General features: G+C 41.5%; 15 protein-coding genes. 6 read left to right on the top strand and 9 right to left on the bottom strand.

Going from position 1 to position 15,982, the window contains the following annotated elements; translation table 11 throughout:
• Entirely contained in the window at positions 1–699 is a 699-nt protein-coding gene (gene radC / locus ACXAFK_RS04760) for a RadC family protein (RefSeq protein ID WP_474956982.1), read from the bottom strand.
• 145 nt (positions 700–844) lie between these two features.
• The gene (locus tag ACXAFK_RS04755; protein WP_474956981.1) at positions 845–2,413 is read right to left on the bottom strand and encodes a hypothetical protein; all 1,569 of its coding nucleotides are present in this window, start codon (positions 2,411–2,413) and stop codon (positions 845–847) included.
• Between the two features lie 167 nt (positions 2,414–2,580).
• On the opposite strand from ACXAFK_RS04755, the gene ACXAFK_RS04750 reads away from it, so the two are divergent.
• Entirely contained in the window at positions 2,581–3,033 is a 453-nt protein-coding gene (locus tag ACXAFK_RS04750) for a DUF1569 domain-containing protein (protein ID WP_369884271.1), read from the top strand.
• A 5-nt stretch (positions 3,034–3,038) separates the two neighbouring features.
• Here ACXAFK_RS04750 and ACXAFK_RS04745 read toward each other — a convergent pair whose 3' ends face one another.
• Positions 3,039–3,923 carry a Mur ligase domain-containing protein gene (locus tag ACXAFK_RS04745; protein WP_474956980.1) on the bottom strand — a complete coding sequence of 295 codons (885 nt, stop codon included), beginning with the start codon at positions 3,921–3,923 and terminating at the stop codon, positions 3,039–3,041.
• 303 nt (positions 3,924–4,226) lie between these two features.
• Between ACXAFK_RS04745 and ACXAFK_RS04740 the strand changes: the two genes are divergently transcribed.
• The 5 genes from ACXAFK_RS04740 (at position 4,227) to ACXAFK_RS04720 (ending at position 10,960) form a co-directional block, all read left to right on the top strand.
• Positions 4,227–7,103 carry a T9SS type B sorting domain-containing protein gene (locus tag ACXAFK_RS04740; RefSeq protein WP_474956979.1) on the top strand — a complete coding sequence of 959 codons (2,877 nt, stop codon included), beginning with the start codon at positions 4,227–4,229 and terminating at the stop codon, positions 7,101–7,103.
• 12 nt (positions 7,104–7,115) lie between these two features.
• Positions 7,116–8,051, top strand: coding sequence for a PorP/SprF family type IX secretion system membrane protein (locus ACXAFK_RS04735; protein ID WP_474956978.1), 936 nt, complete (start codon positions 7,116–7,118; stop codon positions 8,049–8,051).
• Between the two features lie 3 nt (positions 8,052–8,054).
• The gene (locus ACXAFK_RS04730; protein WP_474956977.1) at positions 8,055–9,785 is read left to right on the top strand and encodes an OmpA family protein; all 1,731 of its coding nucleotides are present in this window, start codon (positions 8,055–8,057) and stop codon (positions 9,783–9,785) included.
• Positions 9,786–9,860: 75 nt separating this feature from the next.
• Positions 9,861–10,172 (top strand): cupin domain-containing protein, encoded by a 312-nt coding sequence (locus ACXAFK_RS04725; RefSeq protein WP_474956976.1) that lies wholly within the window; start codon positions 9,861–9,863, stop codon positions 10,170–10,172.
• A 2-nt stretch (positions 10,173–10,174) separates the two neighbouring features.
• Positions 10,175–10,960: an SDR family oxidoreductase gene (locus ACXAFK_RS04720; protein ID WP_474956975.1), complete on the top strand. Its 786-nt coding sequence runs from the start codon at positions 10,175–10,177 to the stop codon at positions 10,958–10,960.
• Position 10,961: 1 nt separating this feature from the next.
• Here the strand turns inward: ACXAFK_RS04720 and ACXAFK_RS04715 are convergent, their stop codons facing one another.
• The 6 genes from ACXAFK_RS04715 to ACXAFK_RS04690 form a co-directional block, all read right to left on the bottom strand.
• A complete protein-coding gene (locus ACXAFK_RS04715; protein ID WP_369884274.1) occupies positions 10,962–11,687 on the bottom strand; it encodes a LytR/AlgR family response regulator transcription factor in 726 nt (241 codons plus the stop codon).
• Complete coding sequence (locus tag ACXAFK_RS04710; RefSeq protein WP_224837399.1) at positions 11,684–12,742, bottom strand: sensor histidine kinase; 1,059 nt, start codon at positions 12,740–12,742, stop codon at positions 11,684–11,686. Before ACXAFK_RS04710 ends, ACXAFK_RS04715 begins: the two co-directional genes overlap by 4 nt.
• Positions 12,743–12,797: 55 nt before the next feature.
• Positions 12,798–13,007, bottom strand: coding sequence for a hypothetical protein (locus tag ACXAFK_RS04705; protein ID WP_224837398.1), 210 nt, complete (start codon positions 13,005–13,007; stop codon positions 12,798–12,800).
• Positions 13,008–13,247: 240 nt separating this feature from the next.
• A complete protein-coding gene (locus ACXAFK_RS04700; RefSeq protein ID WP_474956974.1) occupies positions 13,248–13,772 on the bottom strand; it encodes a DUF4136 domain-containing protein in 525 nt (174 codons plus the stop codon).
• Positions 13,773–13,835: 63 nt separating this feature from the next.
• Positions 13,836–14,837 (bottom strand): GTPase ObgE, encoded by a 1,002-nt coding sequence (obgE, locus tag ACXAFK_RS04695; protein WP_293293853.1) that lies wholly within the window; start codon positions 14,835–14,837, stop codon positions 13,836–13,838.
• A gap of 29 nt (positions 14,838–14,866) precedes the next feature.
• Positions 14,867–15,973 carry an adenylate kinase gene (locus tag ACXAFK_RS04690; RefSeq protein ID WP_474958152.1) on the bottom strand — a complete coding sequence of 369 codons (1,107 nt, stop codon included), beginning with the start codon at positions 15,971–15,973 and terminating at the stop codon, positions 14,867–14,869.
• Positions 15,974–15,982: the final 9 nt, after the last annotated feature.

Genomic DNA, 15,982 nt, shown 5'->3' with positions numbered 1-15,982 from the left:
CTATAATATTCCTTTGTCCGCAAAACTAAGATAGTCTTGTCTGGCCAATATCAAATGATCTAATATTTTAATGTCCAGAGATTCCGAAGCTATCTTCAACTTGTCGGTAAGTTGTTTGTCTGCCTCACTGGGCCTTAACGTACCCGATGGATGGTTGTGTGCCAAAATCAATCCGACGGCACCCAGTTCCAAAGCTAGTTTGAGCACCAACCTAACATCCACCAAAGTTCCGGTTATCCCTCCCTTGCTCAACTGGCATTTATGGAGCACCTTATTCGAATTATTCAGGTACACTATCCAAAACTCCTCGTGCGGCAACTCGCCGATCAAAGGGTAGAGCATCTCGTATGCATCGTAGCTACTTTTAATTTTTGTAATCTTGGCGGTATCTTCCGTTCTCCTTCGTCGACCTACTTCCAAAGCCGCGGCAATGGAAACCGCCTTGGCTTCCCCAATACCTTTAAATCGCATTAATTGGTTTACGGAGAGCTTCCCAAGTTCGTTAAGGTTATGGTCGACCGATGCCAATATCCGTTTGGCCAGCTCCACGGCGCTTTCCTCCCTACTGCCCGATCCAATCAAAATAGCGATCAATTCTGCATCGGACAATACTGAGCTTCCTTTTTGCACCAATTTTTCTCTGGGACGATCATCGTCCGCCCAATTTTTAATGGAAAAAGAAGCTAGTTTATCTTGCATGGCCTAAAGATAGAAGAATAATTTTATGTGATTTTTAAATTAAACATCTCAAGATAAAGCTGTTCCACCGATCAAATCAAAATTTGGTCTGATTAGGTCAAATGCCTTCACTTAAGCAGTTCGGTCCCTTCTTTTCCCAAAATCCTTATAGATTGATGGATAATTCCCTAACATCACCAAGGCGATTATAGGTATATATATTGAACAGTAGCTCCTCATATTCCAATTCTTCCGAAGAATCGAACAAGGATATGAAGAAAATGCTATTGGAATGCAAGCTTGATAGATTTAAGTTTTGCGAGGTGGCATAGGTCAAAAAATCATCGGGAAATTCAAAAGATTCAAACGGTAATACAAAAGTTTCTTCCGGCTCATTTGTAAAGGACCACTTAAGTCCTGCGTTGGGATCGTGCGTTGTTAGAATGGAAAGGGTAAACGTATCGAATTCGCCGGCCAGCGAAAGAGTTGTTCCATTCCGTTGAGCGCTCCAATTCGGTATTTCGGTTATATTTTTTAAGCCCAAGGTGGAAGATTCATATCGTTTAGAGTTATTAAGCTGCATGGTAACCGTGTTCCTTACCACACCAAATTCCGAAATAACCGGTACCTCTATTTTATTGGTAAGATTATCGGAGAACTTAGTATCATAAATGTAGTGGTACGCATTGTTGGAATAAGCTTCAGCATCCTGAAATCCGACCACACTCAAAGCATGTGAGGTCACTGAGCTCGGAATACTAATATTTTCAATGCTTTGAGGTGTTTTAAATTCGGAATAAGAGAGTGACGAACTCGACGGGTCTTCCATAAATACATATTGATAATCCCCAACATTAATCTGATCATTGCTAGGGAATGAAAAATTGGAAGTATAGATAAATGCTTTATCAATGGTTTGTTTTTGCGACCTGAATGGCAATTGTGCAGTAAACCCTTCGGATTCCTCCACAATGTTTACAGCTTTTGCACTATGATCTTTTCCGATGGTCCAAAGCGAATTTGCCAGTTTACTTGTTGGAACACCCGATACCCCAATAGTAACAGGAGTGCCATATGGTCCGCCATTATAGGTGTGCTCTGTAAGTACTCCTCCGGTAACTTGAAAATCGATCAAATTTGTACCTGGTTCTATGTTCGCAATGGAATTTATCGTCGCTTTTCTTGTAGACTGTGGTTCCAAAATATAAGAAGTCACCACTATTGGCTGTGGGGAGAAGCTATCTTCGGCATAAAGTTTTACGTTCTCGACTTTCCGTTCAGTTTCAATAAACGCAAGTAGCTCACCTTCTAAAGAATTGACCGAAAATAGCACTTGCTGGCTATCGGCCACCAAGGGTGCCGCTATACTTACCAGAAGTTTTCTCAGCTCAAAAGTTTCACTTTGTTCAACGCTGTTGTCTTCTCCATCCCGGGAAACCAAAGTAAGGGTATTCTCCCCGGAAGGGTAATCAAAGGGGTCCACATCAAAAGAAAAAGATTTTTGATCGCTCATGTATATTTCTTGTCCATTGATCAAAACCTCGGTAGAAACTACATCGGACTTGTCCTCAACGGTGATATTAAAAGTGGTTGTGACTTCCACAGTGGCCACCAAATTGGAAATAGTGACAGTTGGCGGTGTTGTATCCAACTCTTCATTGGTTTCATCCGGTGGTAAGGTCCCGGGGGTTTCATTTTCTTCAGAATCACAACCAAATACCAAAAACAATATCATCAGCAAGGGTAAAATCTCTTTTCTTATTGATATACAGGGATTTATTTGTTTCCCCAAGGGGATAATTTGGCCTGCCTTATTTTCTTGAAAAAAGTAGGTCTGTTTTATATGCATGGCCTAAAGATAGAAGAATAATTTTATGTACCTTGGGCATAAAGAATTCAAAAATGAAATCGCTTTTTAGTCCCGAGGCCCACAAAGAAATATTGGAACGTATCGATAACCTATCGAATTCTTCCGAAAGGCAATGGGGCAAAATGGAAGTGGGTCAGATGCTGAATCACTGTCAATACCCACTAAAAATTTCGTTAAAAAGATACAATCCCAATAACCGACCCAACATAATGCTGAAACTTATGGGGAAGTTTTTCAAAAAAAGCCTGTACAACGATAAACCATGGAGACAAAACCTTCCAACGGCCAAAGGTTTAAAAGTAACCGAGTCCAAAGATTTTGGCAAGGAAAAAGATAAATTGATAGGGTTAATCAATGATTTCCATCAAGAAAAAGATAAGAAAGAATGGGATCCACATCCGGTTTTTGGCTCGTTTACCCCAGAGCAATGGGGACAAATGCAATATAAACATCTGGACCATCATTTGCGACAATTTGGGGTTTGAGAATCTTATCCAAAAGTTGCCATGGCCTCGTAAAACTCGACCTCATCAATACCCATTTGTTGACATATCCACTTGGCCCCTGCCATACATCTTAGTTTTTCCTGTCCAGAAATTTTCAAGGGCATTTCACCATCCGGGGTATCCACAAACACTTCACCATCCATTACTTGGTATGCCGGGGTTGAATATGGAAATTTTCGGATAGGGTTTTCAGATGCTTCGACCCGCTTTTTAACCTCGACATCCTCCTCATTATAGGTAATGCTACCGCCTTTTACAACACTGTCCACAAACTTACCGTACGTCTCGGCATAGTTTTCAAAATCTGGTTGCACCGAAGTTTCATCATAATAAATATCGCTCAGTAAAGCTATGTTCGGGGGAATGGATTGGAGTTGGAAACCTCCTTCCACGATTACATTACCACCATCGATGATCACAAAATCGTTCTCCTCTGTCAAACGAATTTCAGTGGATTTGGACAAAACATAGTCAACCTGAAGTTCGTTGTAGACGCAAACATGAAAAACCATGGCAGCAACCGTTGCACTGTTATTGGTCCCCGCTATAACCACCCTAGTTTTAAGTTTGGTCTGCTCGAACAAAAATTGGGAACAGGTCAGTATATTTAAATTGAGTTCCTTTGCCTTGAGCAACTCTGGATTATCAGGTTTTACATTAGGACCGAATACCACTGCGTCCAACCGATCATGGATTTTATCGGTAAACCAACCTGCTTTCTGGGCAATCTGACCCCGCTCTTTTACACCCGATGAGAGGGAATCGTTGAATGTTTCTTCGCTGCCGGTTACAGTTGCCCCTTTTTTGTACAAGGCCACGGCCAAATTCAACATGTTTATTTCGCCCAAACCAATAAAATGTACCTGCATCTTTTGTGTTTTGAACCGCAAAAATAACCATTGCCGATGCCATTGCAAATAGGGGTGTTCGATATTCCATTTGGAGCCAACTCCAAAAATCATCAAAAACACAAAACTTTAAACCATCTGTACCGATAAGTCTGCATTAAGTACATGCAAGCCCGCCCTAAAAATTTTTTTTATTAGTTTTGTGACTTCTAACCTCAAAAAGCATATCGCGTTGTAACCCCACAACCGATTTTTAATTGTTTTTAATACCGTTGTTTTCAGTTCTTCCCCGAATTGACCTACAACTTTTTGACCTACTTAAAAATGACAAAAAACAACCTTGCCCATATTTGGCATCGTGCTTTTGGGGTTTCTTTAATGTTCTTGACTGTTGTACAGTCAATGTATTCCCAATGTGCTGGAGAGGACAATACGATAACCGTTTGCAACAAGTATGATGATATCTCGAATAAAACTTTTGATTTATTCACAAACTTGAACGGAATGCCCGACCCAGGTGGTACTTGGTCCACACCAAACTCCAACATCATTGGTGCCTTGGACACCAATACAGGAATACTTAACCTTTGGGCAGTAAGCTATTCTGGGGAACATCAGTTCACCTACACCAATCCAAATTGCAACGAATCTGCTACCATCACACTGTTCTTAGGCGGTTACGCTGGACAAGATAATATTGATGGAAGTGCGAATGCGTGCAGTGATGGACCCGTAAACATGTTCAATTTTTTAGGAAGCTTAATAGATGGAGAGGTTCCAGACTTTAATGGTGTTTGGGCTGAGGACCCCAATACAGAAACGGGTTTTTTAAACGGCAATCTATTTGATGCGCAAGCTGCAGGTCCTGGAGAATACATTTTCACCTATACCGTACCCGCAGTGGATGTATGTCCAGGAATGCAATCCACCGTAAATTTAGAAGTACACGAGGCACCAAATTCTGGTGAACCTATCGACTTTATAGTATGCACTACAGACGACCTATCCGGTTTTACAAATCTGGATCTGAATAGTTTACTAAACAATGAAGATCCAAATGGAGTATGGTCCGAAGTCAGTACCAATCAACTTGAAAATCTTCAGGACCACTTTGTGAATGTGGATGACATCAACACAAATCATGGATATGGGAGTTACAGTTTCACTTACACCGTTCAACCCTCACATCCTGTTTGTCCAGAATCTTCCACTGAAATTTTCATCATCATTCTTCCTACATTAAATGGCTCCTTGGAGTCCGAAAACTACTGTTTAGGAACACCCTACGAAGTTACTTTAAACTACGATTCGTCGCTTTTACCATCGGGACAATATCAAATTGATTATCGTGTCACCAGTAGCGAGGGAAATCAAGATGAGTCTGCCAGTATTCTCTTGGAAAACGGAACGGGCACGTTCAATGTGATGCCCTCGGCAGTCCCCATAAATGAAACAGTACAAGTAAACGTAATTGGAATAATAGGCACCTTACCCGAACAAATAATCTGCGATGATATTGATGTGGCACAGACAGAATTTTTGGTATCCAATCCAGTTGCTACCGCTGAGAATATCTGTCCTAACAATCTCGTGAACGTGAATCTGGAAAACATCTTGGATGCAATGGCGAATCCTACCAATGAAGTACATTCCATAGATTATGATGTAATACTTCCCGATAACGCTGTGGTAAACCTATCAGAACAGAATATTGCGTTTACCAATGGTTCTGCATCATTCCAAATTGCAGCGGAGCAATTTCAGCTCTCGGGATCATACACCGTAGAAATCACGGTTGTGGATAGTTATGAAATCGGCTGCACTATCAACACCGGAATTCAGGTACAGCCCATTCCCGAAGAAATTCAGTTGGATATTGCCGTGGACAACAATTGTGATGCCACATCAATTGATGTGCTTGTAGATGCCCCCAACCTTCCAAACGGAAGCTACACGATTGAATACGAAGTTGTGGAGCAAAATAGCCAAACCAGCCTAACGGACAACAGTATTAATTTTATGGGAGGAGTTGCTGTTTATGGAATCGATATTGCCAATCTCCCCGATGGAGATTACATGGTACTTCTAAAGAGTACACAAGACGACGCTACTCCCTGTAGAACACAATTCGAATTTGAACTACAAGAAGGTTTTTCCATTGGAGGAGAACCTATTGTGGTAGACGCAGAAGAACAACAATCCTTTTGCTTGAACAATGGCACCCCAACTTTGGAGGACATTGCGGTTACCACAAGTGGCTCTGTTTCCTTTTATCCAACTGCGGACAGTCAGGAAGCACTGCCTTTGGGTACTGAGTTGGAAGATGGCGAGGATTATTACATCTCCAGCACCGATCAGAACAACAACTGCGTCAGCGAAGAACGTACCAGGGTTCAAGTATCTTTTTTCACATCAGGTGTACCCACTACCAACAATTCCAATCCAGTTTTATGTGCTTCTGAAAACTTTACATTGTCAGATCTCTCAATATCTACGCCCAATGGAGGAAATGTGGTTTGGTACGATGCGGATTTAGGCGGGACCATTTTGGACCCGACAGAAATCCTTATTGATGGGCAATCCTACTATGCAGCAGAACAACTGGAAGGATTCTGCGAGAGCAACACCAGATTGGAAATTACACCGATCATTGTGCAACCTCCAATACCCTATTTAATCTCCGATGCACTCTTGGTCTGTGCACTGGATAATCCTACCGTAGCGGAATTGGAATCTCTTGAAAACGTGATTGCGGCAGAAGTGGAATGGTTCAACGTGGCGGAGGGTGGTGCGGCCTTATCTAGCTTCGAACTTTTGGAAGACGATACAGTTTACTACGCACAAAGTTATGATGTGGATACCGGGTGCATCAATACCAATAGAGTCCCCGTAGCGGTCGATCTCAACAATTGTGACCCCGAAAAGTATGGTTTCTTTATTCCAGATGCATTCTCTCCGAATAACGACAGCAGAAACGACACATATTATATTCCCAACATTGAAATAATATTTCCCGATTTCACATTGGAAATCTTTAATCGCTATGGCAATTCACTATTCAAGGGAGATGCCTCCAGACCTGCTTGGGATGGCTCTGGACCTAACGGAAAGACCGTTCCCAACGGGGTCTATTTCTATATCATCAATTTTAACAGGGAAGGTTATCAACCCAAACAGGGAAGACTATACCTAAACCGATAAGCAACCAAATCCATGAAAAGAATTCCAATAACCTTGTTATTATTTCTCAGTTTCGTCGGGGCAAAATCGCAGCAAGACCCACAATATACACAATACATGTACAACCTTAGTGTAATAAATCCCGCCTACACCACAAACGAAAGGGGACTTATCAATTTTGGAGCACTTTACCGGTCTCAATGGCAAAATGTTGAGGGCGCCCCTGAAACATTCACGTTTTTTGCACACGCCACCTTAAGTGACAAGGTGGAAACAGGAATTTCCATCATAAAAGATGAGATTGGGGACGGCGTTCTTTCAGAAAGCAATATTAATACGGACTTTGCGTATATTTTACAACTGGACTCCAAAAGCAATTTGGCCCTTGGTCTAAAGGGCGGCATTACCTCCTTTGAGACCAATTTTAACAATTTGGTTTTTCCAGAATTCCAAGAAGATGATGCCTTTAATGAAAACATCAATAGTATTTTCCCTACTATCGGAGTCGGGGCATTTTACAATAGATCTAACTTTTACGTCGGGGTTTCGGCCCCTAACCTACTCACCTCAAAACATATTGAAAACCAAGATGGAGTTAGGCGCATAGGTTCGGAGGAAATACACTTGTTTTTTACATCAGGTTATGTATACACCATAAACCCTGACTTTAAATTAAAGCCCTCAATAATGACCAAAATGATGAAGGGTTCACCTATTTCGTTGGATACTTCCTTAAACCTACTTTTCAATAACAAGTTTGAGACTGGACTTTCTTATCGGTGGGAAGATGCCGTAAGTGCCATGTTCAACGTGTACGTGGCACCTTCCGTTAGAATAGGCTACGCCTACGATTATACATTGTCCAACTTGGGAAGCTTCAGTTCTGGATCGCATGAAATTTTTGCTCTTTTTGACTTGGATTTGCTGGGATTGAGAAAAGGATATGACAAATCTCCTAGATTTTATTAAACAATGAAAAAGTTACTCTTTATCCTGCTTATTGGGTTACAACCTTTATCTGCACAGCAAGAATTGGAACGTGCCAATACTTATTTTGAAAGGGCTTTTTATAGTGATGCAATCCCTTTGTACGAGGAAATTTTATCAACCAATCAGAGTCAGCAAGTTTTGCAAAACCTTGCGGATTCTTATTATAGGACCTACGACATGCATTCCGCGGCGCGTTGGTACAAGACACTTACTTCAAGAGCAGGAAGAATTGTCGATGCTTCCTACTATTTCAAACTTAACCAATCCTTAAAAGCAATCGGAAAATATACTGAAGCGGAAAAAGCCCTGCAAAAATATTACCAACAGTTGGGAGATTCGGTACCCATTGAAAAAGCACGAAAGGATAACGTATACCTGAATTCCATTAAAGACAATGGCGATAGATTTACTATTCAAAATTTACCTTTGAATACAGCTGCTTCGGAATTCGGGGCGATTCAAATAGATTCCAACCTAATTTACACCGCAGCTGAAAAAAACAACACTTCATTAAAGAGAAGATACCGGTGGAACAACCAAAATTACCTCGACCTTTACTTCCATCCTATCGTTAAAATCAAACAAAATGACGCTTTCAGCAAACCTCTTCCGGGTAAGATAAATACCAAAATGCACGAAGGAACCTTTGCCATGACCAAAGATCGAAAGACCCTATATTTTACACGAAACAATTTTTTACATGGCAAAAAACGATCGGACAATAAAAAAGTCTCCAATTTAAAGATTTACAAAGCAGAATGGATTGATGACGAATGGTCGAACATTACAGAACTGTCCTTTAACAGTGATAGCTTTTCGACTGCCCACCCGGCATTGAACGAGGACGAAACTAAATTGTATTTCTCCTCCGATCGTCCTGGTGGTTTCGGTTCATTTGATCTGTACAGTGTTGATATTATTTCCCAAACAGCTTTTGGTAACCCTATCAACCTTGGCTCAACCATCAATACAGATAAGAAGGAACAATTCCCGTTCGTAGACACCCAAAACAACCTTTACTTTGCCTCCAATGGTCATCCTGGTTTTGGTTTGCTGGATATTTTTATCTCAACGTTTGAATCAGGAAACCATACAAAACCCGACAACTTAGGGTTGCCCGTAAATAGTGGGTATGATGATTTTGCGATTTCTTTGCACACATCCAAAGAAGGCTATTTTTCATCAAACCGACCTACTGGCAAGGGAAGTGATGACATCTATTCTTTCAAAGAAACCAAACCCCTTATCATAAAAGATATTGATGACAGCCCAACAATAGTATCCCAGACTAAACCTGTTATAGATAAAAATGAAAGGCCAGAAGAAGGCACCATTGTGCGGAAGGACGACAAAACCTTTATTAAAACCCAACAAATCCATTTTGATTATGACCTTTGGTATTTGAGAAAAGATGTTAGAAGTCGATTGGATGTGGTTGTTCGCATAATGAACGAACACCCTAGTATGAAAATTGAAGTCGGAACCCATACCGACAATAGAGGAGATGACAAGTACAATTTGGAACTTTCCCAAAAACGAGCCAATTCTGTCAAGGAATTCTTGGTTAACAAAGGTATTTCCGAAGAAAGGATAACAGCGGTAGGGTATGGGGAATCCAAACCACTTGTGCAATGCGGAACTGAAAACGATTGTACCGAACAGGATCACGAGCAAAACAGGAGATGTGAGTTTTTAATCATTGAGCAGCATTAAATCCACACAAAGCATTTGTTTTAGATTGAGTCCATTTTTATTTGATATATTGTTATTTTTCCAAAAAATAGCAAAATGAACCTATCAGAAATTGAACCAAGGGAAATTATGCCCGGTTACCACGGTAAATTAGTGCACGGAGAGCGGATGAGCTGGGTGTTTTGGGATGTGGAACAAAATGCGGAAGTACCCGAACACCAGCACGACCACGAACAGATCATGCACGTAGTGGAAGGTACTTTCGAATTTACCCTGAATGGAGAAAAAGGAGTGTACAAGCCCGGTGATGTTGTAGTAATTCCATCCAACATTCCCCATAGCGGAAAAGCCTTGACACCTTGTAAACTAATGGATATTTTTAGTCCTGTAAGAGAAGAGTACCGATAATCATGAATATATCATTAAAGGGAAAAAAAGCCCTAGTTGGAGGCAGCAGCAAAGGGATCGGCGAAGCCATAGCAAAACAACTTGCAGCTAGTGGCGCCAGTGTGACCCTTATGGCACGTAGCGCAGGGCGGATGCAGGAGCTCATTATGGAAATGGACAGCTCCCAAGGGCAACAGCACCAATTCCTTTCAGTGGATTTTACAGATTTTGAGGCCTACAAGGTAAAAATATCAGCCTTCTTCGAGACCAATACCGTGGATATCCTGGTCAACAATACACAAGGACCCGAAGGCGGAGGTGCATTGGAAAAGAAAGTGGATGATTATCAGAACGCGTTCGACTTGCTGTTCAAATCGGTGGTATTCACCACGGAACTTGCCCTAAAGCATATGCAAGAGCAACAATGGGGGCGCATCATCAATATAGCATCCATATCGGTAAAGGAGCCCTTGAATTATTTGGCACTTTCCAACACGATACGGGCCGCAGTGGTTACCTGGGCCAAAAGTTTGGCGTACGATGTAGCCAAAGATGGCATTACCGTGAACAGTACGCTAACAGGTTATTTTGATACTGACCGAATTGCCCAGCTGAACTCTAAAAAAGCAGAAAAATTGGGTGTTTCCCCAAATGAAGTGCGCTCCAACATGGAAGAGCAAGTACCTGTAAAACGGATTGGCGACCCAAAGGAATATGGCTATTTGGTTGCCTTCTTGGCATCGGAACAGGCGGCCTTTATTACGGGAACCAATATCCCGATTGATGGCGGACTGCTAAAATCGTTGTAAATTAAAGACTCATTTTGTCCTTGAAAATATAAGATTGCCTGCGGGAAACTTCCACCTCTTCCCCATTCTTCATGGTAAGTTTTAACTTCCCGTTGAACCATGGCACTACATTTTCAATATAGTTGGTGTTGACAATCTGTTGGCGATTGGCTCTAAAAAAAGAATCTTGGGGCAATTTTTCCTCAACCTGGTTCAAGGATTTATATAGTAATGGTTTTTTATCCTCAAAATGCACCCTGGTATAGTTCCCAACAATTTCGAACAGGGTAATATCCCCTATTTTAACCAACCAACAGGCTTCCCCATCTTTAATAAAAATTTGACTGGTCTCTGTCAAAACCTTAACGTTGGAAGCAATCTCCTCCTTGGTCACCATTTTTTCACGTACCTTTTCCAAGGCCATATCGAAACGCTTACTGCTAACAGGTTTCAGTAAGTAGTCCAACGCATTGTACTCAAAGGATTTTATAGCATACTCGTCATAAGCCGTGGTAAAAACAGTAATAGGGACCTCATCCAACATTTCCAATAGATCAAAACCATCTTTCTCTGGCATGTTAATGTCCAAAAACAACAAATCCGGCGACTCGGATTCTATCAGCGCCACCCCATCGTCCACATTTTCCGCTTCACCTACTAGCTCTAGATCATCGTGGAGTTTTAAAAGCTCCTTAAGCTCGTTCCTAGCCAGTCTGGAATCTTCTACGATTACCGCCTTTATCTTCATGCCAATGGTATTTTAATTTCTGCCACTACTTCATCGGATATTTCCTCTAATTTAAAGGAAGCTTTATCGGCGTACAACAATTTAAGGCGCTGTTCTATGTTCTTCAACCCCAATTTGGTGGAGCCCTTGGAAAAGTTGAGTTTCCCGGTATTCCGAACAATAATGAACAAATCGCCGTCCTTTTTATAAATGGACAAGAGCACCCGCCCTCCATTTTTTAGATTGGAAATGCCATGCTTTACCGCATTTTCTATCAACAATTGAATGACCATCGGAGGGATTCTAAGATCGAACGTATCTTCCTCAATTTGTTTTACATACTCTAAACGATCTTCGAACTGAATCTTGGATAGATCGATATAATTGTCCACTACCTCCAGTTCTTCGTGTACCGGGATGTCGTTTACATTGTTTTTGGTCAAGGAGTAGCGGATAATTTCAGAAAGTTTAGTGAGCATCTCCCTGGATTTTTCCACATCTTCCAACATAAGCCCACGGATATTGTTGAGGCTATTGAACATAAAATGTGGATTTATCTGACCTTTTAGCGTATTTAATTGAGCCTGCTTTAAAGTAGTGTTGAGCTCCAACCGTTCAATGCGGTTTTGGTTCACCTTTAAAAGCAATTTGATCACCAAATAGGTAATCGTCCATGCGCCGACCAAAAAGAGCGAATTCAGCACTTGGACCATTACTTTATCATAGCCTTCGAACATATGGATTTCCGACTCCGTGAGCTCCGGCCCAAATTCCACATATATATACCCAAAAAGGACATTAAGGAGCCCAAAAATTGCAGAGGCCACCAATGTGGACAAAATAATTTTAATGACTTCTTTGCCTCCAAAGGAATCAAAATGAACGTTCCTTTTAAGATACCAGCGCAAAATAGCGGTTGAAAACACACCTATAAAAGTTCCAACAACAATCGAAAACACGACCATCTCGAAACTGATCTTTTGGGGTATCAATGCTCCAATAGAGTTAATAAAAACCCATCCTAACAATTGAAGCGTCCAAAACGCAATATTCCTTTTCTTTGAACTTAATTCCATTCGCTAGGGTATCTACTGCCCAAATTTGCATTAAACTTACTCGGCACAGACTCTACTACGATTTTTGCGCCGCTTTCCTTTTAAAAAGACTGCAACAGGATTTTCTCTGTGGCAAAAATGCAATCCACATCATGGCGGAGCCAGAATAGAAGAATGGAAAATACATTGCATGTTCCCAGGAATTGAACTTTCCATAGATTCCTATCAACACCCCAAGGATACCCATGGCAAATACTATTTTTTGTTGTGTGCTCAGTTTTTTCATATTGATGAGTTTTTACCCCGATTAAACGGATTATAAAATTATGCTTACTAAAATTGAGATAATAAATTTAGCTAGTGCTATCATGACTGTTCTGCTTTTTAGATTTTATTTCTAAAGCGAAAGTAATGGACAACACTTCTTACGAGAAGTATTTTATGACAAGTGGTAATTTGGGGCAAGTGAACGGTAAATGTACTATATATGTGCGCCAATAATCCTGTAAACAGTTGATTTTAAGAACTATTTGGGCTGTGGTGGAAATTTGGAGAACACCTTTTTTACCACAGCTCTAAGTTTGGCTTCCCGTACACTGGGCGATGCATTATCCCGAAGTCCGCTCTCTGCCCTAGCCTGCCAGACAAGTGCATCTCGCTGGGCATCCACTAGATCAAACTGAATACTCCTTTGTAAAGTTGGGCCTCCCAATGGCAGTCCAACAGAAATACCACCACCAACATTTCTCCCTGTCCCCCCGATACCGACACCAACATTATTGTTCGGCGCACCTCTGTATTCATCGCTTATTATATTGAAAAAGAGTTCGGGTTCTTCGGCCAATCGGTAGCCACGGGCCTGTAAAGTTGAATCCAGTGCACTGAGAAGACGCCTTTCGTCCAATTGGCTCAGGCCAGACTGCATATCCGGATAATAATTATAGGTAGAGTAACTTAAAAAGTCGACCGTTTTATCATAATCGTAGTTCACCCTTACAGCACTACAGGAGAACAATATGAATACCGATAGTAAAGAAAGAAATTTGCGCATGATAAATCTTTGGATCCACTTAAATTTAACCAATAAATTGATCGGAAAAGTGAATATTGACGATTAATCGTTCAATAACTTCCAAAGTCTGTCCTTAAGTTGCTGAATACCGAGTCCGCTCACAGAAGAAATAAACATGTATGGAACATCCTTAAAATCTTCTTTCATATCCTCGTTCATTTCCTCGATAAGCTCATCGTCCAACATATCACATTTGGAAATGGCCACCAAGCGTTGCTTATCCAACAATTCGGGATTGTACCTCCTTAATTCATCCAGAAGAATATTATATTCTTGACTGATGTCCTTGCTATCGGCGGGAACCAAGAACAAGAGCGTTGCATTACGTTCAATATGGCGTAAAAAATAGTGTCCCAGACCCTTACCTTCTGCAGCTCCTTCGATTATTCCGGGAATGTCTGCCATTACAAAACTTTGAAAATCCCGATATTCAACAATCCCTAAATTGGGTTTTAGGGTAGTAAACTCGTAATTGGCAATTTTAGGTTTTGCGGAGGTCATTGCGGAAAGCAATGTGGATTTACCTGCATTGGGAAAACCAACCAGACCAACATCCGCCAAAACTTTAAGTTCCAAGGTAAGGTGATCTTCCTTACCGCTGATCCCGGGTTGGGCATATCTTGGAGTTTGGTTCGTGGCACTTTTAAAGTGCCAGTTGCCACGACCTCCCATACCGCCTTCGAGAACAATTTTTTCCTCACCGTCCTCGGTTATCTCAAAGAGTATTTCGTTGGTTTCAGTATTTCGTACCACTGTGCCCAAAGGCACCTCCAAGTACACATCTTCGCCATCGGCTCCTGTGCTTCGGCTTTTGCTTCCGTGCTCACCGTGACCTGCCTTAAAATGCTTTTTAAACTTAAAATGGACCAAAGTCCATAGATTTTTGTTCCCTTTTATGATCACATGACCTCCTCTACCGCCATCACCGCCATCCGGGCCACCTTTGGCCACATACTTTTCGCGACGTAAATGTGCAGAGCCTTTGCCTCCGTTACCAGAAGTGACATGCACTTTTACATAATCCACAAAATTACCCTCGGTCATAAATCCAATATCTTTTCAAAGGAAACTAATTATAGGGAATCGATCACTTTGCTCAAACGCCCGGTAATCTCATCAATGCCACCTATCCCGTTTACGGAGTGGAACTTCCCTTGTTTTTCATAATAGGCTTTCAAGGGAGCGGTTTTTTCGTTGTACTCATCAAAACGGTTGCGGATCTTGCTTTCGTCCTGGTCATCGGAGCGACCACTACTCTTGCCCCGCTCCAAAAGGCGTTGTACCAAAATATCGTCCTCAGCTTCCAATGCAATGGTTGCGTTCACCTTCATATCCTTGGACTCCAAGAAATTGTCCAATGCTTCTGCTTGTGCCGCCGTTCTGGGGAATCCATCAAAAATAAAACCTGCCGCTTCCGGGTTTTTTTCGACTTCGTCCTTCAACATATCAATGGTAACCTCATCTGGAACCAAATCCCCTTTATCAATATAGGACTTGGCCAATTTACCGAGCTCCGTACCGTTTTTAATGTTGTATCGGAAAACATCCCCCGTGGAAATGTGCTTCAGATTATATTTTTCCTTTAGGAACCCTGCTTGGGTACCTTTTCCAGCTCCTGGCTTTCCAAAAAGCACTAGGTTAATCATATCTGTTTGATTTAATTGGTAAACTTCTCTTAGGTTTCGGCCCAATTCATTATAATCCAGCCCATACCCTACAATAAAATCATCGGGAATTTCCAGGCCTACATAGTCGATGGCATATTCGCCATTGTACACATCGGATTTATAAAAAAGGGTGCCGATCTTAAATTCCTTTACATTGGTATTGGAAAATAAATGGACCAACTGCTTTAAGGTGCGACCGGTATCCACAACATCTTCCAAAATGATCACACTTTTTCCCTCCATCCCTTCTGGAACATCGAGGAGGGTCTCCACAATACCCGTTGATGTGAGACCTTGGTACGAGCTCAACCGAACAAAAGACACCTCGCAAGGATGTTGATAGGCTTTTAAAAAATCGGAAACAAACATAAAGGCCCCATTGAGCACACCGACAAATAGAGGTGTTTCGTCCTTATAATCCTCAGCGATCTCTTGAGCCATTTTTTCAATGGCGGCGAGGATTTTTTCTTCCTTAATATAGGGCTTAAAATACTTGTCGTGGAGCTTAATCAATGTGTTCAA

This window comes from Flagellimonas sp. ABD4_174 (assembly GCF_056160185.1).
Note: the sequence above shows the minus strand (reverse complement) of the source record. Positions and strands in the feature narration are given on the sequence as shown.

Coding starts and splice junctions, on each gene's coding strand:
- radC (WP_474956982.1), bottom strand. CDS start 699: ATGCAAGATAAACTAGCTTCTTTTTCCATTAAAAATTGGGCGGACGAT.
- ACXAFK_RS04755 (WP_474956981.1), bottom strand. CDS start 2,413: ATGATATTGTTTTTGGTATTTGGTTGTGATTCTGAAGAAAATGAAACC.
- ACXAFK_RS04750 (WP_369884271.1), top strand. CDS start 2,581: ATGAAATCGCTTTTTAGTCCCGAGGCCCACAAAGAAATATTGGAACGT.
- ACXAFK_RS04745 (WP_474956980.1), bottom strand. CDS start 3,923: ATGCAGGTACATTTTATTGGTTTGGGCGAAATAAACATGTTGAATTTG.
- ACXAFK_RS04740 (WP_474956979.1), top strand. CDS start 4,227: ATGACAAAAAACAACCTTGCCCATATTTGGCATCGTGCTTTTGGGGTT.
- ACXAFK_RS04735 (WP_474956978.1), top strand. CDS start 7,116: ATGAAAAGAATTCCAATAACCTTGTTATTATTTCTCAGTTTCGTCGGG.
- ACXAFK_RS04730 (WP_474956977.1), top strand. CDS start 8,055: ATGAAAAAGTTACTCTTTATCCTGCTTATTGGGTTACAACCTTTATCT.
- ACXAFK_RS04725 (WP_474956976.1), top strand. CDS start 9,861: ATGAACCTATCAGAAATTGAACCAAGGGAAATTATGCCCGGTTACCAC.
- ACXAFK_RS04720 (WP_474956975.1), top strand. CDS start 10,175: ATGAATATATCATTAAAGGGAAAAAAAGCCCTAGTTGGAGGCAGCAGC.
- ACXAFK_RS04715 (WP_369884274.1), bottom strand. CDS start 11,687: ATGAAGATAAAGGCGGTAATCGTAGAAGATTCCAGACTGGCTAGGAAC.
- ACXAFK_RS04710 (WP_224837399.1), bottom strand. CDS start 12,742: ATGGAATTAAGTTCAAAGAAAAGGAATATTGCGTTTTGGACGCTTCAA.
- ACXAFK_RS04705 (WP_224837398.1), bottom strand. CDS start 13,007: ATGAAAAAACTGAGCACACAACAAAAAATAGTATTTGCCATGGGTATC.
- ACXAFK_RS04700 (WP_474956974.1), bottom strand. CDS start 13,772: ATGCGCAAATTTCTTTCTTTACTATCGGTATTCATATTGTTCTCCTGT.
- obgE (WP_293293853.1), bottom strand. CDS start 14,837: ATGACCGAGGGTAATTTTGTGGATTATGTAAAAGTGCATGTCACTTCT.